Here is a 21,134-nt window from a genome sequence, read left to right as displayed (position 1 = left end):
CAATCAGGAATTTTTAATTTATGTTCAGCAAGTTAACCCCTTTAGCTGAAACCAACTTTCCGCCTCTGCTGTGTGCAAACGCAGCAGGGCGTTTGTTGCATTCAGACAGCCGTCAAATCAAACAAGGTGATATTTTCGTTGCCTGTCAGGGCGAATATACAGACGGCCGCAGTTATATCCCCGCAGCCATTGCCAACGGCGCGGCTTTTGTTTTTTGGGACGACGACGGCAAATTTGCGTGGAATCCCGAATGGAAAGTCCCCAATCAAGGCATCAAAGATTTGAAACACCGTGCCGGCATGTTGGCGGCGCAAGTTTACGGCAATGTTTCAGACGACCTCAAAGTCTGGGGCGTAACCGGCACCAACGGCAAAACCTCCATCACACAATGGCTGGCGCAAGCCGCCGATTTGTTGGGCGAAAAAACCGCCATTATCGGCACGGTCGGCAACGGCTTTTGGGGCGTATTGGAAGAAACCACGCACACCACTCCTGCCCCCGTAGATGTCCAAACTTTGCTCTACCGTTTCCGTCAACAAGGCGCAACAGCTGCCGCGATGGAAGTCTCCAGCCACGGCCTTGACCAATCGCGCGTCAACGGCGTGCCATTCTGCAGCGCAATTTTTACCAACCTCACCCGAGACCACCTCGACTACCACGGCACGATGGAAGCCTATGGCGCCATCAAGTCGCGCCTGTTTTACTGGCAAGGCTTGAAACACGCCGTCATCAACGTAGATGACGAATATGGCGCAGAACTCGCAGGTCGTCTGAAAAAAGACTGTCCTGATTTGGCCGTTTACGGCTACGGCTTCAGCGAACACGCTGACATCCGCATTGTTCATTTCACTGCCTCTTCAGACGGCATGGAAGCCGTATTCCAAACCCCGTGGGGCGAAGGCCGCTGCCGCACCCGCCTGCTCGGACGCTTCAACGCGCAAAACCTTGCCGCCTGCATCGCCTTGCTTTGTGCCAACGGCTATCCGCTTGATAAAGTATTGGATGTGCTGGCAAAAATCCGTCCCGCCTCAGGCCGCATGGACTGCATCATGAACAGCGGCAAGCCCTTGGTCGTTGTCGATTACGCCCACACACCTGACGCATTGGAAAAAGCACTCGCTACTTTGCAGGAAATCAAACCGCAAGGTGCGGCTTTGTGGTGCGTATTCGGCTGCGGCGGCAACCGCGACCGCGGCAAACGCCCACTGATGGGTGCCGCAGCCGTACAGGGCGCGGATAAAGTCGTCGTAACCAGCGATAACCCGCGCTTGGAAAATCCGCAAGACATCATCAACGACATCCTGCCTGCCGTGCCCGCGCCCGAATGCGTCGAAGCCGACCGTGCCGCCGCCATCCGTTACGCAGTCGAACGCGCCGCGGCAAACGACATCATCCTGATTGCCGGTAAAGGACATGAAAACTATCAGGATGTACAAGGCGTGAAGTACCATTTCTCCGATTTTGAAATCGCAGAAAAAGCATTAGCAGAACTCAGGTAAAAATATTTTCCAGATAATTCCTTAAGGCCATTGGCAAAACCACACCGGCGCACCTGCATTATGGCGTGTATTTACCAAACGGAGCGATCAATCCCTATCCGTTGATTAATCAGGACAAATAGGTCGTCTGAAAAAAGAGTGAAGAGATGAACGCAAAAAAATTGGTCAAGGCAACGAACATCATCGGTATGGTAGCAGTGACACTGCTGGTGTACTGGGTGTTCGCGTTGATATTGATTCAAGTCTTCGGACTCAAGGTGTTCCGTGAACACATTACAGAAATTTTCCTGATGAGTATTTTGGGGATTTTGGCTGTGATGGGCGGCACGTTGATGCTGAACATCATGTTGAATCTGACCCGTATTGCCGAGCGCGGGCAGGAAGAAGAAGTCCGTGGCGGTAGGAAAACCGTATATCTGCTGTTGGCGGTATTTCCTATTTTGGCGGTGTTGCTGTTCGGCGGCAATTACCTGACTATTCAACAAAAACGCGATATCTTAATCCAATCGTCGGAGCGCATCGTCAAAGACAATTCTGCTCAACTCGATGCGTTGGCCGATTACCGTTTTGACTTGGCGTATATCAGAAAAACGTCGGAAATCTTGGATTTGATGGCTAAAGATGATTCTTCGTTCAACGCTGCCATGATTATCGTGCCGGATAAGATCGGCAACAAACCGGTTTATCTGGCTTTTTCAGCCGACTCCACCCGTCTTACCCTGAGTGACGAAGTCGTGCCTGCCGCCAATCAGAATGCAGAAGGTGGCGATAATTTCGTCGTGAATCGAAATGGTGAGAAAGTGGCGGTCAAGAAAACGGACTATGTCTATTCCCCGGATTTGAAGGGGCGCGAATACCTGCAAAAAGTATTTGCCGGACAAACCCAGGAAATGCGCTATGAAGCGGAAGACGGTCATTACAGCCTCTGCCATCCTTACCGTAAAAACGGTAAAACCATCGTATTGTGTTTCTCCGATTATCAGGAGTACGGAAAAATCGGTAGCTGAGTGTCAAAAAACTGTCTGAAAAAACAAATGAAAGAAACCATGAAACCACTAGACCTAAACTTCATCTGCCAAACCCTCAACCTTCCGACGCCGTCTGAAAACAAACCCGTTTCGCGCATCGTAACCGACAGCCGCGACATTCGCGCGGGCGATGTGTTTTTTGCTTTGGCGGGCGAGCGGTTTGACGCGCATGATTTTGTTGAAGACGTATTGGCTGCGGGTGCGGCGGCGGTTGTGGTTTCGCGCGAAGATTGCGCTGCTTTGGATGGCGCGTTGAAAGTCGATGACACGCTTGCCGCGTTGCAAACGTTGGCGAAGGCGTGGCGCGATAATGTGAACCCGTTTGTGTTCGGCATTACCGGCTCGGGCGGCAAAACGACGGTGAAGGAAATGTTGGCCGCGGTATTGCGCCGCCGTTTCGGCGATGATGCCGTGTTGGCGACGGCGGGCAACTTCAACAACCATATCGGCCTTCCGCTGACTTTGTTGAAATTAAACGAAAAACACCGCTATGCCGTGATCGAAATGGGCATGAACCATTTCGGCGAACTGGCGGTTTTGACGCAAATCGCCAAACCCGATGCCGCCTTGGTCAACAACGCCCTGCGCGCCCATGTCGGCTGCGGTTTTGACGGTACGCTCGATATTGCCAAGGCGAAAAGCGAGATTTATCAAGGCTTGGGCGAAGACGGATTGGCTTTGATTCCGTGCGAAGACGAACATGCCGCCGTGTTTCAGACGACCTCCCAAGGTCATCAGCAGCGGACTTTCGGCGTCGATAGCGGCGATGTCCATGCGGAAAATATTGTGCTGAAACCTTTGTCGTGCGAATTTGATTTGGTGTGCGGCAACGAGTGCGCCGCCGTGGTGCTGCCCGTTCCCGGTCGCCACAATATCCACAACGCCGCCGCTGCCGCCGCGTTGGCTTTGGCGGCTGGTTTGAGTTTGAACGATGTGGCGGAAGGTTTGCAAGGTTTCAGCAACATCAAAGGTCGTCTGAACGTCAAAGCCGGTATCAAAGGCGCGACCCTGATTGACGATACGTACAATGCGAACCCCGACAGCATGAAAGCTGCGATTGACGTGTTGGCGCGTATGCCTGCGCCGCGAATTTTCGTGATGGGCGATATGGGCGAACTGGGCGAGGACGAAGCCGCCGCCATGCACGCCGAAGTCGGCGCGTACGCCCGAGACCAAGGCATCGAAGCGGCCTATTTTGTCGGAGACAACAGCGTCGAAGCGGCGGAAACGTTTGGTGCGGACGGTTTGTGGTTTGCCGCCAAAGACCCGTTGATTCAAGTGTTGAGCCACGATTTGCCCGAACACGCCACCGTGTTGGTGAAAGGTTCGCGCTTTATGAAGATGGAAGAAGTGGTCGAGGCATTGCTCGATAAAGAGGTCGTCTGAAAATGAACAGCAGCGGCTTTGTGAAAGCCTTATTGCTGATTGTCGCGCTGGTTGGTGCGTTTTATGCCGGAATGCGGACGCAGGCGTATCTTTATGAAGACCTTTGTCTGGATTTGGGCGGCGGTAAGCATCCAGGGAATTATCCGATTTGCGTGCTGGAACGGTAAGAGGCCGTCTGAAAATGAAGCAGGAAGCAAAGCGGCCTTTGCTGTTGCAGTTTATCGTTTGGATGATGATGACGGTGGCGGTTTTATGGTCGGCGGGGGCGGTAATGGCGGTGTGGCATGCTGTCGAAGCGTTTGACCGCGAGGCTGTGGAGGCCGCAAGCGGCATAGGCTGGTGGCTGGTGATGGCCTTCCAACCTTTTGTGTTGTCCTTGATGATGGTGGTAACGGCAGTCGGGTTGTGGCGCGGCAAGAATTGGGCGCGTTGGTTGTGTTTGATTTGCTGTATGCTGTATATCGCTGTCAATACGGTAAAATATTTGGCCTTCCCGTGGTTGGGCGGGCTGTCTTGGCTGGATGTCGCCACCTGTGCCGTGGTTTGCTTCAGCCTGTTTTTCCTGCTGCCTAAGGATTATTTCCGCACCCGTGAGGGGACGGATTGATTTTCAGACGGCCTCATCAATGGTAGGCCGTCTGAAAAGGATATATTTTGAAATTTGATGTTTAACACACAATAAATCTAGGAAGTTACAGATGTTTTTATGGTTTGCCCGTTTCAGCGGCTCTTTGTCCGCGCTGAACCTGTTCCAATACACCACATTCCGCGCCGTGATGGCCGCACTGACCGCGTTGGCGTTTTCATTATTGTTCGGCCCGTGGACCATACGCAAACTGACCGAACTCAAAGTCGGCCAGGCTGTCCGTACCGACGGGCCGCAAACCCACCTTATCAAAAACGGCACGCCGACCATGGGCGGTTCGCTGATTCTGACCGCCATCGCCGTGTCCACGCTGTTGTGGGGCAACTGGGCGAACCCGTATATCTGGATTCTCTTGGGCGTATTGCTCGCCACCGGCGCACTCGGTTTTTACGACGACTGGCGCAAAGTGGTCTATAAAGACCCCAACGGCGTGTCCGCCAAATTCAAAATGGTGTGGCAGTCGAGTGTGGCCGTGATTGCCGGACTGGCCCTGTTTTTCCTTGCCGAAAATTCGACCAACAATATTCTAATCGTCCCCTTCTTCAAGCAGGTCGCCCTGCCGCTTGGCGTGGTCGGCTTTATGGTGCTGAGTTATCTGACCATCGTCGGCACTTCCAACGCCGTGAATCTCACCGACGGCCTTGACGGCCTGGCCGCCTTCCCCGTCGTCCTCGTTGCCGCCGGCCTTGCCATCTTCGCCTACGCCAGCGGACACTCGCAATTCGCCCAATACCTGCAACTGCCTTATGTCGCCGGCGCGAACGAAGTCGTGATTTTCTGTACCGCCATGTGCGGCGCGTGTCTCGGATTTTTGTGGTTCAACGCCTATCCCGCGCAAGTCTTTATGGGCGACGTCGGCGCGCTGGCATTGGGTGCGGCACTTGGTACCGTTGCCGTCATCGTTCGCCAAGAGTTTGTTTTAGTGATTATGGGCGGTTTGTTCGTCGTCGAAGCTATATCCGTCATGCTTCAGGTCGGCTGGTACAAGAAAACCAAAAAACGCATCTTCCTGATGGCGCCCATCCATCACCACTACGAACAAAAAGGCTGGAAAGAAACCCAAGTCGTCGTCCGCTTTTGGATTATCACCATCGTATTGGTGTTAATCGGGCTGTCTTCGTTAAAAATCCGCTGAACCTATGCCGTCTGAACACCTTTCAGACGGCATTTGAACGCGCAATAAACCTGCGGCGGCAATCCGCCCCGCCTTATCGTTAACGGCGGCTGAAACCCGCCTTATACTAAAACAGGAGTAAAACCATGAAACAGACAGTCAAATGGCTTGCCGCCGCCCTGATTGCCTTGGGCTTGAACCAAGCGGTATGGGCGGATGACGTATCGGATTTTCGGGAAACCTTGCAGGCGGCAGCACAGGGAAATGCAGCAGCCCAACATAATTTGGGCGTGATGTATGAAAATGGAGAAGGTGTGCGTCAAGACGATGCCGAAGCGGTCAGATGGTATCGGCAGGCGGCGGAGCAGGGGTTAGCCCAAGCCCAAACCAATTTGGGCTTGATGTATTACAAAGGACGAGGCGTGCGCCAAGACGATGCCGAAGCGGTCAGATGGTTTCGGCAGGCGGCAGCGCAGGGGGATGCTGCCGCCCAACATAATTTAGGCGTGATGTATGAAAATGGGCAAGGCGTGCGCCAAGACGATGCCGAAGCGGTCAGATGGTATCGTAAGGCAGCGGAGCAGGGGTATGCCGCAGCCCAAACCAATTTGGGCTTGATGTATGCTAACGGACGCGGCGTGCGCCAAGACGATGCCGAAGCGGTTAGATGGTATCGGCAGGCGGCAGCGCAGGGGGTTGTCCAAGCCCAATACAATTTGGGCGTGATGTATGCCAAAGGACGTGGAGTGCGCCAAGACGATGCCGAAGCGGTCAGATGGTATCGGCAGGCGGCGGAGCAGGGGGTAGCCCAAGCCCAGTATAATTTGGGTGTGATGTATGACGAAGGACAAGGCGTGCGCCAGGATGATGCCGAAGCGTTCAAATGGTATCGGCAGGCGGCAGCGCAGGGGTTTGCCCAAGCCCAAGTCTTGTTGGGCATGATGTATGAACACGGGCACGGCGTGCGCCAAAACCGCGCCCTTGCACAAGAATGGTTTGGCAAGGCTTGTCAAAACGGAGACCAAAAAGGCTGCGACAATAACCAACGCCTGAAGGCGGGTTATTGAACAGCTCGCGATGCCGTCTGAAAGCGGCTTGAGCAGGAGCGGACATCTTCCTGCTCAATATGATTTGTTTTAGGACAAAACCAAAATGACTTTCCAAAACAAAAAAATCCTCGTCGCCGGACTCGGCGGCACGGGTATTTCCATGATTGCCTACCTGCGCAAAAACGGCGCGGAGGTGGCTGCGTATGATGCGGAGCTGAAAGCCGAGCGCGTGTCGCAAATCGGTAAGATGTTTGACGGGCTGGTGTTTTACACGGGTCGTCTGAAAGATGCGTTGGACAACGGTTTCGATATTCTGGCGCTCAGTCCCGGCATCAGCGAGCGTCAGCCGGATATTGAGGCGTTCAAGCAAAACGGCGGGCGCGTGTTGGGCGACATCGAATTGCTGGCGGACATTGTGAACTGCCGCGGCGATAAGGTGATTGCGATTACCGGCAGCAACGGCAAAACGACGGTAACGAGCCTGGTCGGCTATCTCTGCATCAAGTGCGGGCTGGATACCGTCATCGCGGGCAATATCGGCACGCCGGTTTTGGAGGCGGAATTGCAGCGAGAAGGCAAAAAGGCGGACGTGTGGGTGTTGGAGCTTTCCAGCTTCCAATTGGAAAACACCGAAAGCCTGCGCCCGACTGTAGCGACGGTGCTGAACATTTCCGAAGACCATCTCGACCGCTACGACGACTTGCTCGACTATGCGCATACCAAAGCCAAGATTTTCCGTGGCGATGGCGTGCAGGTTTTGAATTCAGACGACGTTTTCTGCCGCGCCATGAAGCGCGCCGAGCGCGAGGTGAAATGGTTTTCGTTGGAACACGAAGCCGATTTTTGGTTGGAACGCGAGACAGGCCGTCTGAAACAGGGCGATGAAGATTTGATTGCCACGCAAGACATCCCGCTGCAAGGTCTGCACAACGCCGCCAACGTCATGGCTGCCGTCGCCTTGTGCGAAGCCGTCGGTTTGCCGCGCGAAGCATTGCTCGAACACGTCAAAACCTTCCAAGGCCTGCCGCACCGCGTGGAAAAAATCGGCGAGAAAAACGGCGTGGTGTTCATTGATGACAGCAAAGGCACGAACGTCGGCGCGACAGCCGCCGCGATTGCCGGTTTGCAAAACCCGCTCTTCGTGATTTTGGGCGGCATGGGCAAAGGGCAGGACTTCACGCCCCTGCGCGATGCGCTTGCCGACAAGGCAAAAGGCGTGTTCCTGATCGGTGTAGATGCGCCGCAAATCCGTCGCGATTTGGACGGCTGCGGCTTGAACCTGACCGACTGCGCCACTTTGGAAGAAGCGGTTCAGACAGCATACACCCAAGCCGAAGCGGGCGATATTGTGTTGCTCAGCCCCGCCTGCGCGAGCTTCGATATGTTCAAAGGCTATGCACACCGTTCGGAAGTGTTTATCGAGGCGTTTAAGGCTTTATGAGGCCGTCTGAAAAAATATTAGGACAACGATGATTAGCGAATCCAAATTACTTGACCGCAAAGTATTGAAAAACGGCCATAAGTTTGACCAATCCCTGTTGTGGATGCTGGTGCTGTTGGTGTCGTTCGGCCTTTTGATGGTGTATTCGGCATCCGTCGCCTGGGCGGGATACAACGGCGGCAATCAGTGGCAGGTAGTGGAAAAACAGGCGCAGTTTGTTGCCGGGGGACTGGTGTTCGCCGTATTGGCTTTTTGCGTCAAAATGTCGGTTTGGCGCAAGGCATCGCTGTGGTTACTGTTGGCCAACACCTTTATTTTGCTTTTGATTTTGTTTGTCGGTCGTGAAATTAACGGCGCACAGCGGTGGATTAACCTTGGCTTTTTCAGTTATCAACCGAGTGAAACCTACAAGCTGGCGATGATTCTCTACTTGGCCGCCTTTTTTAACCGCCGCGCGGAAGTATTGAAACATCTGAAAAGTATGATATTCCCTGGTATTGCCATCGGAGCCGGATTGGCTTTGATTCTGGCCGAGCCGGATTTGGGTGCGATGGTTGTGGCCTCGCTGATTGGTTTGGGTTTGTTGTTTTTGGCTGATTTGCCGAAAAAATGGTTTTCGGTGGCGGTTATTGCGGGTGTGGTAACCATTCTGTTTGCTGTATTGGCCGCACCCTACCGCATGGCGCGTGTGGTTTCTTTCTTGGATCCTTTCAATGACCCCCACGGCGCAGGATATCAATTAACTCATTCCCTGATGGCGTCCGCACGCGGCCAGTGGTTTGGTACAGGGTTGGGGGCCAGCCTCGACAAGCGGTTTTATCTGACCGAATCGGAAGCACACACTGACTTTATCTTCGCCGTTATCAGCGAGGAATGGGGTTTTTTCGGTATGTGCATGCTCGTATTCTGCTACGGTTGGCTGGTGTGGCGGGCGTTTTCCATCGGCAAACAGGCGCGCGATTTGGAGTTGTTTTTCAGTTCGTTCGTCGCTTATGGCATCGCATTGTGGCTGGGCGTGCAGAGTTTTTTCCATATCGGCGTGAACATCGGCCTGCTGCCGACCAAGGGACTGACGCTGCCTTTGGTTTCCTATGGCGGTTCGGCGGCGGTGGTAATGCTGGTCAGCATGGCCTTGTTGCTGCGCGTGGATTATGAAAACCGCCGTAAAATGCGCGGTTATAAAGTGGAAGGATAAAGAATGGGCGGTAAAACCTTTATGTTGATGGCCGGAGGCACCGGCGGCCATATTTTCCCCGCTTTGGCGGTGGCCGAAGCCTTAAAGGCGGCGGGGCAGCATGTGATTTGGCTGGGCAGCGAAGGTTCGATGGAAGAGCGGATTGTGCCGCAGCACGACATCTTGTTGGAGAAACTGGCGATTAAAGGTGTGCGCGGCAACGGCATCAAGCGCAAACTGACGCTGCCGTTTACACTTTTCAAAACCATCCGCGAAGCACAGCGGATTATCAGGAAACACCGGGTCGCCTGCGTCATCGGCTTCGGCGGTTTTGTTACTTTCCCCGGCGGCGTGGCGGCGAAATTGTGCGGCGTGCCGGTTGTGATTCATGAACAAAACGCCGTGGCCGGGCTGTCCAACCGGATGTTGGCGAAAATCGCCCGTCGTGTGCTGTATGCCTTCCCGCAGGCTTTCGGAGCGGAAGACGGATTGGTCGGCAATCCCGTCCGCGCCGATATTGCCAATCTGCCTGCGCCCGCCGCACGCTTTGCTGGGCGAGAAGGCCGTCTGAAAATTTTAGTCGTCGGCGGCAGCTTGGGGGCGCAGGTATTGAATGAAACCGTGCCGGCGGCATTGGCCGCATTGCCCGCTGAAATACGCCCGGATGTGCGCCACCAATCCGGGCGCGGCAAATTGGACGCGCTTCAGACGGCCTACCGCGAACACGGCGTAGGGGCGGAGTGCTGCGAATTTATCGACGATATGGTTTCGGCCTACCGCGATGCCGATTTGGTGGTCTGCCGCGCAGGCGCGCTGACGATTGCCGAGCTGACGGCGGCGGGCGTGGGCGCGCTGCTGGTGCCGTACCCTTATGCCGTGGACGACCATCAAACCGCCAATGCGCGCTTTATGGTGCAGGCCGAAGCAGGCCTGCTGCTGCCGCAAACACAGCTGACTGCGGAAAAGCTGGCGGAAATCATTGGCGGGCTGAACCGTGAAAAATGTCTCGAATGGGCGGAAAACGCACGAACACTGGCCATGCCCGGCAGTGCCGGACGGGTGGCCGAAGCAGCCATGTCGGCAGCAAAGGCCGTCTGAAAAAACGAAATGCGTCCTTCCGGTTTTCAGACGGCCTCAGACCCTGATGTGAGGCCGTCTGAAAATATCCCGCACATCGGTATGCAAACCTGTTTTTACTTTAAACAACATGACATCAGGCAGGTAAAAACCTTACAATCCCTTCCTTTTGCCACGCTTGCGGGCTTGGGCGGAAATGCCTGCGCGCAAACGTTTTCAGGCCGTCTGAAAAATAGGGTGAATCGACGTTAAGCCGCTGCGGCACTGCTTCCTTTGAACCGGCTTCCAATCCGATTCGCCGTCAAAAATTATTTGGAACACCATCATGAAAAACAGAGTCAAACACATCCATTTTGTCGGCATCGGCGGTTCGGGCATGTGCGGCATTGCCGAAGTGCTGCACAATCAAGGCTATACCGTTTCGGGTTCAGATCAGGCGCAAAGCGCGGTAACCCGTCATTTGGCCTCGCTGGGCGTGCAGGTTTACCCCGGCCATACGGCCGAGCACATTCAGGGTGCGGACGTGGTGGTTACTTCCACTGCAGTGAAAAAAGACAATCCCGAAGTAACGGCGGCGGTGGCGCAGCAGATTCCCGTCATTCCCCGCGCGCTGATGCTGGCGGAAATGATGCGTTTCAAAGACGGCATCGCCATCGCGGGCACGCACGGCAAAACCACCACCACCAGCCTGACCGCCTCCATTTTGGCCGCCGCGGGGCTGGACCCCACTTTCGTGATTGGCGGCAAACTCACTGCGGCGGGCACCAATGCCCGTTTGGGCAAAGGCAGCTACATCGTTGCCGAGGCCGACGAATCCGACGCATCGTTCCTATACCTCACGCCTTTGATGTCGGTAGTAACCAATATCGACGAAGACCATATGGACACTTACGGCCACAGCGTCGAAAAACTTCATCAGGCCTTCGTGGATTTTATTCACCGTATGCCATTCTACGGTAAAGCATTTTTATGTATTGACAGCGAGCATGTCCGCGCCATCCTGCCGAGAATCAGCAAACCCCATGCAACTTACGGGCTGGACGACAGTGCCGACATTTACGCCACGGATGTGGAAAGCATCGGCGCGCAGATGAAGTTTACCGTCCATGCGCGGTTGAAAGGCCATGAGCCGCGTACGTTCGACGTTGTCCTCAATCTGCCCGGCCGCCACAATGTGTTGAATGCACTGGCCGCCATTGGCGTGGCCTTGGAGTGCGGTGTCGATGAAGAAGCCGTCCGCCGCGGTTTGGAAGGATTTGCCGGTGTTGGCCGCCGTTTCCAAAGCTATGGCGAAATCGATCTGCCTCAGGGCGGCAAGGCTTTGGTGGTGGACGACTATGGCCATCATCCGGTGGAAATGGCGGCTACTTTGTCGGCTGCGCGGGGTGCATATCCGGACAAACGCCTGGTGCTGGCTTTCCAGCCGCACCGCTATACCCGCACGCGGGATTTGTTTGATGATTTCAGCAAGGTGTTGAACACGGTTGATGTGTTGGTGCTGACCGATGTTTATGCGGCAGGGGAAGACCCGTTGCCGCAGGACAGCCGTGCGTTGGCGCGTAACGTCCGCGCCTACGGGAAGGTCGATCCGCTTTATTGCGCCGACGTGAACGAATTGCCCGCCATGTTGCTGGACGTCTTGCGCGACGGCGACGTGCTGCTGAATATGGGTGCGGGCAGCATCAATAAAGTGCCTGCCGCTTTGGTGGAATTGTCCCGGCAGAACGGTAAATAAAATGTGGGAAACGACGGCCGGCCGGATGCAGGCTGAGGCCGTCTGAAAAAAATGTGTCAATCAAGATGCCGTCTGAAACCGGTTGGTTTTTTCAGACGGCCTTTGCAGGATGAAGAAGGAAGTTATGCAGGATTTTGGTAAAGTAGCCGTATTGATGGGCGGTTTTTCCAGCGAGCGCGAGGTTTCCCTCGCCAGCGGGCAGGCAGTATTGGAGGCATTGCGCAGCAAAGGTGTCGATGCCCATGCGTTCGACCCGAAAGAAACGCCGTTGGGTGAATTGAAAACACAGGGTTTTGATTGTGCGTTTAATATTCTGCATGGCGTGTTCGGCGAAGACGGCACGGTGCAGGGCGCGTTGGAGGCACTCGGTATCCGCTACACCGGTTGCGGCGTGCTGGCTTCTTCCATCGGTATGGACAAATACCGCAGCAAGCTGCTGTGGAAAGGTTTGGGTTTGCCTGTGCCGGATTATGCCGTGTTGCGCGACGACAGCGATTTCGACGCAGTAGAACGGCAGCTCGGATTGCCGATGTTCGTCAAGCCTGCAAATGAGGGCAGCAGTGTCGGCGTGGTGAAAGTAAAAGAAGCAGGCCGTCTGAAAGAGGTGTATCACGAACTGAAGCAGTTTCGCGGTGAGATTATTGCCGAAGCCTTTATCGGCGGCGGCGAATACACTTGCGGCATATTGAACGGCCGCGCCCTGCCCAGCGTGCGGATTATTCCTGCCACCGAGTTTTACGACAAAGAGGCCAAGTACGACCGCGACGATACGGTTTATCTCTGCCCGTCTGATTTGAGCGAGGAAGACGAACGCCTGATGCGCGATTTGACCGTCCGCGCATTCCATGCCATCGGCGGCAGGGGTTGGGGGCGGATTGATTTTCTGAAAGACGAGTCGGGCCGTTTGTATTTATTGGAAGCCAATACGCTGCCGGGCATGACCTCCCACAGCCTGGTGCCCAAAGCTGCAGCGCAGCAGGGTTTGGATTTCGCACAGTTGTGCGTTGAGATTCTGAAAACGGCTTATGTGGAATAATGCACAAGCCATGCGCCGTGCCAGCAGGTGGCTTTATGTGGTGGTGTTTGTCATGCTGCTTGGTTCGGCAGGCGTATGGCTGTATCATTCGTCATATTTCCCCGTCAAGCAGGTTAATATCAACGGAGATTTGCAATATACCGATGGGGAAGAATTGCAGAACATTGCCGCGCGCTATATACGGGGTAATGTCTTTAAAGCCGATTTGAACGGTGCTCAGGCTGCGTTTGCCGCAATGCCGTGGATAGCCAAAGCCGAAGTCCGCCGCCGTCTGCCTGATACAGTGGAAATCCGATTGAGTGAGCGCGTACCTGTCGCGTATTGGGAGGATGGCGGTTTGGTAGACAGCGAGGGCAATGTTTTTGCGGGCCGGCTGGATGAGGAAGTGGTTTTGCCGAAATTCAAAGGGCAGGATGGTGCGGGAAAGGTTATGGTGGAGCGTTTCTCCATGTTCAAACGTGAACTGGCAAAAGAAAAGCTGTCCGTCGCCACTTTGGCCTACACGTCCCGTTCGGCATGGGAAATCGTGTTATCCAACGGTATTACGGTAAAATTGGGGCGCGACAAGGTTGTCGAACGGCTGAAGCGTTTTGTCCGCGTTTGGCCGACATTGCTTAAACCTCAGGCAGATGGTCTTCATTATGTCGATATGCGCTATAAGGACGGTTTTGCCGTCCGCTTGAAAGAACAACAAACAGATAATCAGGGCGGCTTGGAGAGGCCGTCTGAAAATAATTGAAAAATTTAAAAAGACTGGAAGATTATGGTTAAAGGTAAACACTACATCAGTGCCTTGGATATCGGCACCTCCAAAGTAATCGCCCTAATCGGCGAAGTGCAGGAAGACAATCAAATCCATATCGTCGGTATTGGGCAGGCACCTTCACGCGGTTTGAAGGCGGGTATGGTAACGAATATCGATGCAACCGCACAGGCCATCAAACATGCGGTCAGCGAGGCCGAATTGATGGCTGATTGCGAGGTTGGCAGTGTGACTACGGGAATTGCGGGCAACCATATCCGAAGCCTTAATTCCCAGGGCGTGGTTAAAATCAAAGACGGTGAAGTCAGTCAGGCGGATATCGACCGCGCCATCGAAACGGCGAAAGCAGTCAATATTCCGCCGGATCACAGTATTCTGCACACTGTGGTTCAGGAATATATTATCGATAACCAGCCCGGCGTGCGCGAGCCGATCGGGATGAGCGGTGTGCGGTTGGATACTCGTGTCCACATTATTACCGGCGCGGTTACCGCATTGCAGAATATTCAAAAATGTATTACCCGCTGCGGTTTGCAGATGGATCAAATTATGTTGCAGCCCTTGGCCAGCGGCCAGGCTGTATTAACCGATGATGAAAAGGATTTGGGCGTCTGTGTGATTGACATCGGTGGCGGTACGACCGATATCGCGGTTTATACCAATGGTGCCATCCGTCATACCGCAGTAATACCCGTTGCCGGCGATTTGATTACCAGTGATTTGGCTCAGGCTTTGCGTACGCCTTATGCAGCGGCCGAATATATTAAAATCCATCACGGTGCGGCTCATCCAGATCTGCCGGATGAAGATATGGACGAGATGGTTGAAGTGCCAAGCGTAGGGGAGCGTCAACCGAGACAGATTTCACGCAAAGTGCTGGCCAGCGTAATCGGTCCGCGCGTGGAAGAAATTTTGGAATTAACCCGTAATGAATTACACAGAAGCGGTTTCTTCGAAGATATGCTGACTTCGGGAATCGTATTGACGGGCGGTGCGTCTATGTTGAACGGTATCGTTGATTTGGCCGAAGATATTTTCGGCCTGCCTGCCAGAATCGGCGTTCCGCCGGAAATGCCGGGTGTGTCGGAAAGAGTTCGTAATCCTCGAAATGCCACAGTAATAGGTCTGCTATATGCTGCCCGTGGTGATACTGAAGGCAATCAAATTGCCGAAACCGGGTCTGTATATCATGAGCATAAAGACGGGTTTTGGGGGAAACTGAAAGACTGGTTGCTGAATAGTTTTTAAGTGCCCATAGGAATATGAGTAAAAGTTATTGAAGGTTTTTGCTAAGATTCGGTAGCTTCTTATATAATCCGCTTATCATTCGCTGTATTTTGTCAAAGTTGTATTGTCCCATGCAGGGCACGAAGGAGTAGTTTTAATGGATTTGGTTTACGACGTAGTAGATTCAGCTGCAAGCCCTGCAGTAATTAAGGTAATCGGCATTGGCGGTGGCGGATGTAACGCTATCAACAATATGATTAAAAACACTATCCAAGGTGTAGAGTTTATCAGTGCGAATACTGATGCGCAGGCTTTGGGAAAGAGTGATGCGCCCAAGCGCATACAATTGGGTACCAATCTGACCAAAGGGTTAGGAGCGGGAGCCAATCCGGAAGTTGGGCGAGAAGCTGCCTTGGAGGAAAGAGAGGCTATTACCGAAGCGGTTCGCGGTGCCAATATGTTGTTTATTACAACAGGCATGGGTGGTGGTACCGGTACAGGTGCTGCTCCGGTTGTTGCTGAAATTGCCAAAGAGATGGGTATTTTGACTGTGGCAGTCGTTACACGTCCGTTTGAGCATGAAGGTAAGCGCATCCATATCGCTCAGCAAGGAATTGAACATTTGAAGAGTCAGGTGGATTCTTTAATTGTGATTCCCAATGATAGACTTATGACGGCTTTGGGTGAGGATGTTACGGTACGTGAGGCGTTTCGCGCAGCTGATAATGTATTGCATGCTGCCGTGGCCGGTATTTCTGAAGTGGTAACTCGCCCTGGCTTTATCAACTTGGATTTTGCCGACGTTAAAAACGTTATGAGTATTACCGGCATGGCTATGATGGGTTCAGGCTCATCGCAAGGGGTGGATCGTGCACGTTTGGCTACGGAAGAAGCTATTTCCAGCCCGCTGCTTGATAATGTAAGTTTGGACGGCGCACGCGGCGTTTTGGTCAATATTACTACTGCTCCGGGTTGCTTGAAGATGTCTGAGTATCGCGAGATTATGCGCGTTATAGATGATTATGCGCATCCTGACTCTGAGCGGAAATATGGTACGGCAGAAGATGAAAATATGCCTGAGGATGCGATCCGCATAACCATTATTGCAACAGGGTTGAAGGAGAATAATCACTATGCCGCATCTGCAACGACATCGTATAGTGGTAGAGAAATTCAATCAGGTCGTGTCCGTGGTCATGTATCCGGAGATGGGTATGGCGCAGTAAATGCGAAAATGTCGGAAGAGAGTGATTTTTCTAATATCGCTGGTGTGATTACGTCTGGTCGAGATGTTAGAAATATGAATTTGGCGGCTCCCGACTTTTCTGATCAGAGAGTGTTGGATGATTTGGAAATTCCTGCAGTATTGCGCCGTCAAAGAGGAAGCATTGACGAAGTATCTTAAGATTTTTTATTGATTAAAAAGTTATTGTCAGGCCGTCTGAAATTCAGACGGCCTTTGTGTTATCAAATTTAGTCAATATCCTACCCAAAGATGCGGTTTAAGTGTTGATTTCTTGACTGAAGATTGTCCAGGATAATATAATTCGACTCTTGCCGACATGGTGTCGGCAAGTATTTAACTCAACAGGACGAGAAAATATGCCAACTATTAACCAATTGGTACGCAAAGGCCGTCAAAAGCCTGTGTACGTAAACAAAGTGCCTGCACTGGAAGCCTGCCCGCAAAAACGCGGCGTATGCACCCGTGTATACACGACTACCCCTAAAAAACCTAACTCTGCATTGCGTAAAGTATGTAAAGTTCGTCTGACCAACGGTTTTGAAGTGATTTCATACATCGGCGGTGAAGGCCACAACCTGCAAGAACACAGCGTCGTACTGATTCGCGGCGGTCGTGTAAAAGACTTGCCGGGTGTACGTTACCACACTGTACGCGGTTCTTTGGATACTGCAGGTGTTAAAGACCGTAAACAAGCCCGTTCTAAATACGGTGCTAAGCGTCCTAAATAATTACAGGGACTTAAATAGGCACGTCGGTCGCCTAAGCTGAACAACGGCCGAGTAAGTGAATGCTCTTTTGGGTATTCATGGGAATTGACCCGACTGAATAGATTAAAGGAAATTAAAATGCCAAGACGTAGAGAAGTCCCAAAGCGCGATGTATTGCCTGATCCTAAATTCGGCAGCGTCGAGCTGACTAAATTTATGAACGTATTGATGATTGACGGTAAAAAATCTGTTGCCGAACGTATCGTTTACGGTGCGTTGGAGCAAATCGAGAAAAAAACCGGCAAAGCAGCAATCGAAGTATTCAACGAAGCCATTGCAAATGCCAAACCTATCGTGGAAGTGAAAAGCCGCCGTGTAGGTGGTGCAAACTACCAAGTTCCTGTTGAGGTTCGTCCTTCACGCCGTCTGGCTCTTGCAATGCGTTGGGTTCGCGATGCGGCCCGTAAACGTGGTGAGAAATCCATGGACCTGCGTTTGGCAGGCGAATTGATTGATGCGTCCGAAGGTCGCGGCGGTGCGTTGAAAAAACGTGAAGAAGTACACCGCATGGCTGAAGCAAACAAAGCATTCTCTCACTTCCGTTTCTAATTTTGAAAGGCTAATAAAATGGCTCGTAAGACCCCGATCAGCCTGTACCGCAACATCGGTATTTCCGCCCATATTGACGCGGGTAAAACCACTACTACAGAACGTATTTTGTTCTATACCGGTTTGACCCACAAATTGGGCGAGGTACATGATGGCGCGGCTACTACCGACTACATGGAACAAGAGCAAGAGCGTGGTATTACCATTACTTCTGCTGCCGTAACTTCCTACTGGTCCGGTATGGCGAAACAATTCCCCGAACACCGTTTTAACATCATCGACACCCCGGGACACGTTGACTTTACCGTAGAGGTGGAGCGCTCTATGCGTGTATTGGATGGTGCGGTAATGGTTTACTGTGCGGTGGGCGGTGTTCAGCCACAATCTGAAACCGTATGGCGTCAAGCCAACAAATACCAAGTGCCACGCTTGGCGTTTGTAAATAAAATGGACCGTCAAGGCGCCAACTTCTTCCGCGTTGTCGAGCAAATGAAAACCCGTTTGCGCGCAAACCCTGTACCTATCGTAATCCCGGTTGGTGCAGAAGATAGCTTCAGTGGCGTTGTTGACCTGCTGAAAATGAAATCTATCATCTGGAACGAAGCTGATAAAGGTACAACCTTTACCTATGGCGATATTCCTGCTGAGTTGGTTGAAACTGCTGAAGAATGGCGTCAAAACATGATTGAAGCTGCAGCAGAAGCCAGCGAAGAATTGATGGATAAATACTTGGGCGGCGACGAGCTAACTGAGGAAGAAATCGTAGGCGGATTGCGTCAACGTACTCTGGCAGGCGAAATCCAACCTATGTTGTGTGGTTCTGCATTTAAAAACAAAGGTGTTCAACGTATGTTGGACGCAGTTGTAGAATTGCTGCCAGCTCCTACCGATATTCCTCCGGTTCAAGGTGTTAACCCTAACACTGAAGAAGCTGACAGCCGTCAAGCCAGCGACGAAGAGAAATTCTCTGCATTGGCGTTCAAAATGCTGAACGACAAATACGTTGGTCAACTGACTTTCATCCGCGTTTACTCTGGTGTCGTGAAATCCGGTGATACCGTATTGAACTCTGTAAAAGGTACTCGTGAACGTATCGGTCGTTTGGTACAAATGACTGCTGCGGACCGTACTGAAATTGAAGAAGTACGCGCTGGCGACATCGCAGCCGCTATCGGTCTGAAAGACGTTACTACCGGTGAAACCTTGTGTGCAGAAAGCGCGCCGATTATCTTGGAACGCATGGAATTTCCTGAGCCGGTAATCCATATTGCCGTTGAGCCGAAAACCAAAGCTGACCAAGAGAAAATGGGTATTGCCCTGAACCGTCTGGCTAAAGAGGACCCGTCTTTCCGTGTTCGTACAGACGAAGAATCCGGTCAAACCATTATTTCGGGTATGGGTGAGCTGCACCTGGAAATTATTGTTGACCGTATGAAACGCGAATTCGGCGTGGAAGCAAATATCGGTGCGCCTCAAGTGGCTTACCGCGAAACCATCCGCAAAGAAGTCGAAGCCGAATACAAACACGCTAAACAATCCGGTGGTAAAGGTCAATACGGTCACGTTGTGATCAAAATGGAACCTATGGAGCCGGGTGGTGCAGGTTACGAATTTATCGATGAGATTAAAGGTGGTGTGATTCCTCGCGAATTCATTCCGTCTGTCGATAAAGGTATCCGCGATACCCTGCCTAACGGTATCGTTGCAGGCTACCCAGTAGTTGACGTACGCGTACGTTTGATCTTTGGTTCTTCACACGACGTTGACTCCTCTCAACTGGCCTTCGAATTGGCTGCTTCTCAAGCCTTCAAAGAAGGTATGCGTAAAGCCAATCCTGCTCTGCTTGAGCCAATCATGGCCGTTGAAGTGGAAACCCCTGAAGAATACATGGGTGACGTAATGGGCGACTTGAACCGTCGTCGCGGCGTCGTATTGGGTATGGATGATGACGGTATCGGCGGTAAAAAAGTCCGTGCCGAAGTACCTTTGGCAGAAATGTTCGGTTATTCTACCGACCTGCGTTCTGCAACCCAAGGCCGCGCTACTTACTCTATGGAGTTCAAGAAATATTCTGAAGCTCCTGCCCACATAGCTGCTGCTGTAACTGAAGCCCGTAAAGGCTAATCAGGCAAATAGGTCGTCTGAAAGGCTGAAATGATTTTTCAGACGGCCTCTGTTCTTTAATCGATCTTTAATGTAAAGGAATTAGCTCATGGCTAAGGAAAAATTTGAACGTAGCAAACCGCACGTAAACGTTGGCACCATCGGTCACGTTGACCATGGTAAAACCACCCTGACTGCTGCTTTGACTACTATTTTGGCTAAAAAATTCGGCGGTGCTGCAAAAGCTTACGACCAAATCGACAACGCTCCCGAAGAAAAAGCCCGCGGTATTACCATCAATACCTCACACGTAGAATACGAAACCGAAACCCGCCACTACGCACACGTAGACTGCCCGGGACACGCCGACTACGTTAAAAACATGATTACCGGTGCCGCACAAATGGACGGCGCAATCTTGGTATGTTCCGCTGCCGACGGTCCTATGCCGCAAACTCGCGAACACATCCTGTTGGCCCGCCAAGTAGGCGTACCTTACATCATCGTGTTCATGAATAAATGCGACATGGTTGATGATGCCGAACTGCTGGAACTGGTTGAAATGGAAATCCGTGACTTGCTGTCAAGCTACGACTTCCCAGGCGACGACTGCCCGATCGTACAAGGTTCCGCACTGAAAGCCTTGGAAGGCGACGCAGCTTACGAAGAAAAAATCTTCGAACTGGCTGCTGCATTGGACAGCTACATCCCGACACCTGAGCGTGCCGTGGACAAACCGTTCCTGTTGCCTATCGAAGACGTATTCTCTATCTCCGGCCGTGGTACAGTAGTAACCGGTCGTGTAGAGCGCGGTATCATCCACGTCGGTGACGAGATCGAAATCGTAGGTCTGAAAGAAACCCAAAAAACCACTTGTACCGGTGTTGAAATGTTCCGCAAACTGCTGGACGAAGGTCAAGCAGGTGACAACGTAGGCGTATTGCTGCGCGGTACCAAACGTGAAGAAGTGGAACGCGGTCAAGTATTGGCTAAACCGGGTACCATCACTCCTCACACCAAATTCAAAGCAGAAGTTTACGTATTGAGCAAAGAAGAGGGTGGTCGTCATACTCCGTTCTTCGCTAACTACCGTCCACAATTCTACTTCCGTACTACCGACGTAACCGGTGCGGTTACTTTGGAAGAAGGTGTAGAAATGGTTATGCCTGGTGAGAACGTGGCCATCACTGTAGAACTGATTGCACCTATCGCTATGGAAGAAGGTCTGCGCTTTGCGATTCGCGAAGGCGGTCGTACCGTAGGTGCGGGCGTGGTTTCTTCTATCATCGCTTAA

Annotated in this window: 19 protein-coding genes and 1 pseudogene; all 20 read left to right on the top strand. The window is 52.4% G+C overall.

The features are described 5' to 3' along the window. The first annotated feature begins 20 nt into the window (after nucleotides 1–20). The 20 genes and pseudogenes from BM261_RS03620 (at nucleotide 21) to tuf (ending at nucleotide 21,134) form a co-directional block, all read left to right on the top strand. Nucleotides 21–1,499, top strand: a complete 1,479-nt coding sequence (locus tag BM261_RS03620; protein WP_074895282.1) for a UDP-N-acetylmuramoyl-L-alanyl-D-glutamate--2,6-diaminopimelate ligase — start codon at nucleotides 21–23, stop codon at nucleotides 1,497–1,499. Between the two features lie 35 nt (nucleotides 1,500–1,534). Next, nucleotides 1,535–1,621: pseudogene (locus BM261_RS12980) on the top strand (M23 family metallopeptidase); the annotation flags it as partial. Nucleotides 1,622–1,645: 24 nt separating this feature from the next. Next, complete coding sequence (locus tag BM261_RS03610; protein WP_049230309.1) at nucleotides 1,646–2,506, top strand: hypothetical protein; 861 nt, start codon at nucleotides 1,646–1,648, stop codon at nucleotides 2,504–2,506. Between the two features lie 39 nt (nucleotides 2,507–2,545). Continuing rightward, the gene (locus BM261_RS03605; RefSeq protein WP_074895662.1) at nucleotides 2,546–3,913 is read left to right on the top strand and encodes a UDP-N-acetylmuramoyl-tripeptide--D-alanyl-D-alanine ligase; all 1,368 of its coding nucleotides are present in this window, start codon (nucleotides 2,546–2,548) and stop codon (nucleotides 3,911–3,913) included. A gap of 2 nt (nucleotides 3,914–3,915) precedes the next feature. Beyond that, nucleotides 3,916–4,080, top strand: coding sequence for a hypothetical protein (locus tag BM261_RS12310; RefSeq protein ID WP_114910538.1), 165 nt, complete (start codon nucleotides 3,916–3,918; stop codon nucleotides 4,078–4,080). Between the two features lie 14 nt (nucleotides 4,081–4,094). Beyond that, a complete protein-coding gene (locus BM261_RS03600; protein ID WP_074895280.1) occupies nucleotides 4,095–4,520 on the top strand; it encodes a DUF2127 domain-containing protein in 426 nt (141 codons plus the stop codon). A 91-nt stretch (nucleotides 4,521–4,611) separates the two neighbouring features. Beyond that, complete coding sequence (gene mraY, locus BM261_RS03595; protein ID WP_074895278.1) at nucleotides 4,612–5,694, top strand: phospho-N-acetylmuramoyl-pentapeptide-transferase; 1,083 nt, start codon at nucleotides 4,612–4,614, stop codon at nucleotides 5,692–5,694. Between the two features lie 125 nt (nucleotides 5,695–5,819). Next, nucleotides 5,820–6,740, top strand: a complete 921-nt coding sequence (locus BM261_RS03590) for an SEL1-like repeat protein (RefSeq protein ID WP_074895276.1) — start codon at nucleotides 5,820–5,822, stop codon at nucleotides 6,738–6,740. An 85-nt stretch (nucleotides 6,741–6,825) separates the two neighbouring features. After that, on the top strand, nucleotides 6,826–8,163 hold the full coding sequence (gene murD / locus BM261_RS03585; RefSeq protein WP_074895274.1) for a UDP-N-acetylmuramoyl-L-alanine--D-glutamate ligase: 1,338 nt from the start codon (nucleotides 6,826–6,828) through the stop codon (nucleotides 8,161–8,163). A 28-nt stretch (nucleotides 8,164–8,191) separates the two neighbouring features. After that, complete coding sequence (ftsW, locus tag BM261_RS03580; protein ID WP_074895272.1) at nucleotides 8,192–9,358, top strand: putative lipid II flippase FtsW; 1,167 nt, start codon at nucleotides 8,192–8,194, stop codon at nucleotides 9,356–9,358. 3 nt (nucleotides 9,359–9,361) lie between these two features. Further along, entirely contained in the window at nucleotides 9,362–10,435 is a 1,074-nt protein-coding gene (murG, locus tag BM261_RS03575) for an undecaprenyldiphospho-muramoylpentapeptide beta-N-acetylglucosaminyltransferase (protein WP_074895270.1), read from the top strand. Nucleotides 10,436–10,736: 301 nt separating this feature from the next. Then, entirely contained in the window at nucleotides 10,737–12,149 is a 1,413-nt protein-coding gene (gene murC, locus BM261_RS03570) for a UDP-N-acetylmuramate--L-alanine ligase (protein WP_074895268.1), read from the top strand. 124 nt (nucleotides 12,150–12,273) lie between these two features. Further along, a complete protein-coding gene (locus BM261_RS03565) occupies nucleotides 12,274–13,185 on the top strand; it encodes a D-alanine--D-alanine ligase (protein ID WP_074895659.1) in 912 nt (303 codons plus the stop codon). After that, complete coding sequence (locus tag BM261_RS03560) at nucleotides 13,175–13,924, top strand: cell division protein FtsQ/DivIB (RefSeq protein WP_074895266.1); 750 nt, start codon at nucleotides 13,175–13,177, stop codon at nucleotides 13,922–13,924. The genes BM261_RS03565 and BM261_RS03560 overlap by 11 nt, the downstream gene beginning before the upstream one ends. Nucleotides 13,925–13,948: 24 nt before the next feature. After that, entirely contained in the window at nucleotides 13,949–15,196 is a 1,248-nt protein-coding gene (gene ftsA / locus BM261_RS03555) for a cell division protein FtsA (protein WP_074895264.1), read from the top strand. A 136-nt stretch (nucleotides 15,197–15,332) separates the two neighbouring features. After that, nucleotides 15,333–16,580 (top strand): cell division protein FtsZ, encoded by a 1,248-nt coding sequence (gene ftsZ / locus BM261_RS03550; RefSeq protein ID WP_074895262.1) that lies wholly within the window; start codon nucleotides 15,333–15,335, stop codon nucleotides 16,578–16,580. A 197-nt stretch (nucleotides 16,581–16,777) separates the two neighbouring features. Then, on the top strand, nucleotides 16,778–17,149 hold the full coding sequence (gene rpsL, locus BM261_RS03545) for a 30S ribosomal protein S12 (RefSeq protein ID WP_002218431.1): 372 nt from the start codon (nucleotides 16,778–16,780) through the stop codon (nucleotides 17,147–17,149). A 117-nt stretch (nucleotides 17,150–17,266) separates the two neighbouring features. After that, a complete protein-coding gene (gene rpsG, locus BM261_RS03540) occupies nucleotides 17,267–17,737 on the top strand; it encodes a 30S ribosomal protein S7 (protein ID WP_003745196.1) in 471 nt (156 codons plus the stop codon). Nucleotides 17,738–17,755: 18 nt separating this feature from the next. Continuing rightward, on the top strand, nucleotides 17,756–19,861 hold the full coding sequence (gene fusA, locus BM261_RS03535; RefSeq protein WP_074895260.1) for an elongation factor G: 2,106 nt from the start codon (nucleotides 17,756–17,758) through the stop codon (nucleotides 19,859–19,861). 88 nt (nucleotides 19,862–19,949) lie between these two features. Further along, nucleotides 19,950–21,134, top strand: coding sequence for an elongation factor Tu (tuf, locus tag BM261_RS03530; RefSeq protein WP_074895258.1), 1,185 nt, complete (start codon nucleotides 19,950–19,952; stop codon nucleotides 21,132–21,134).

It is taken from the genome of Neisseria elongata subsp. elongata, assembly GCF_900113545.1.
Lineage (GTDB): Bacteria > Pseudomonadota > Gammaproteobacteria > Burkholderiales > Neisseriaceae > Neisseria > Neisseria elongata.
Note: the sequence above shows the minus strand (reverse complement) of the source record. Positions and strands in the feature narration are given on the sequence as shown.

Coding starts and splice junctions, on each gene's coding strand:
- BM261_RS03620 (WP_074895282.1), top strand. CDS start 21: ATGTTCAGCAAGTTAACCCCTTTAGCTGAAACCAACTTTCCGCCTCTG.
- BM261_RS03610 (WP_049230309.1), top strand. CDS start 1,646: ATGAACGCAAAAAAATTGGTCAAGGCAACGAACATCATCGGTATGGTA.
- BM261_RS03605 (WP_074895662.1), top strand. CDS start 2,546: ATGAAACCACTAGACCTAAACTTCATCTGCCAAACCCTCAACCTTCCG.
- BM261_RS12310 (WP_114910538.1), top strand. CDS start 3,916: ATGAACAGCAGCGGCTTTGTGAAAGCCTTATTGCTGATTGTCGCGCTG.
- BM261_RS03600 (WP_074895280.1), top strand. CDS start 4,095: ATGAAGCAGGAAGCAAAGCGGCCTTTGCTGTTGCAGTTTATCGTTTGG.
- mraY (WP_074895278.1), top strand. CDS start 4,612: ATGTTTTTATGGTTTGCCCGTTTCAGCGGCTCTTTGTCCGCGCTGAAC.
- BM261_RS03590 (WP_074895276.1), top strand. CDS start 5,820: ATGAAACAGACAGTCAAATGGCTTGCCGCCGCCCTGATTGCCTTGGGC.
- murD (WP_074895274.1), top strand. CDS start 6,826: ATGACTTTCCAAAACAAAAAAATCCTCGTCGCCGGACTCGGCGGCACG.
- ftsW (WP_074895272.1), top strand. CDS start 8,192: ATGATTAGCGAATCCAAATTACTTGACCGCAAAGTATTGAAAAACGGC.
- murG (WP_074895270.1), top strand. CDS start 9,362: ATGGGCGGTAAAACCTTTATGTTGATGGCCGGAGGCACCGGCGGCCAT.
- BM261_RS03565 (WP_074895659.1), top strand. CDS start 12,274: ATGCAGGATTTTGGTAAAGTAGCCGTATTGATGGGCGGTTTTTCCAGC.
- BM261_RS03560 (WP_074895266.1), top strand. CDS start 13,175: ATGTGGAATAATGCACAAGCCATGCGCCGTGCCAGCAGGTGGCTTTAT.
- ftsA (WP_074895264.1), top strand. CDS start 13,949: ATGGTTAAAGGTAAACACTACATCAGTGCCTTGGATATCGGCACCTCC.
- ftsZ (WP_074895262.1), top strand. CDS start 15,333: ATGGATTTGGTTTACGACGTAGTAGATTCAGCTGCAAGCCCTGCAGTA.
- rpsL (WP_002218431.1), top strand. CDS start 16,778: ATGCCAACTATTAACCAATTGGTACGCAAAGGCCGTCAAAAGCCTGTG.
- rpsG (WP_003745196.1), top strand. CDS start 17,267: ATGCCAAGACGTAGAGAAGTCCCAAAGCGCGATGTATTGCCTGATCCT.
- fusA (WP_074895260.1), top strand. CDS start 17,756: ATGGCTCGTAAGACCCCGATCAGCCTGTACCGCAACATCGGTATTTCC.
- tuf (WP_074895258.1), top strand. CDS start 19,950: ATGGCTAAGGAAAAATTTGAACGTAGCAAACCGCACGTAAACGTTGGC.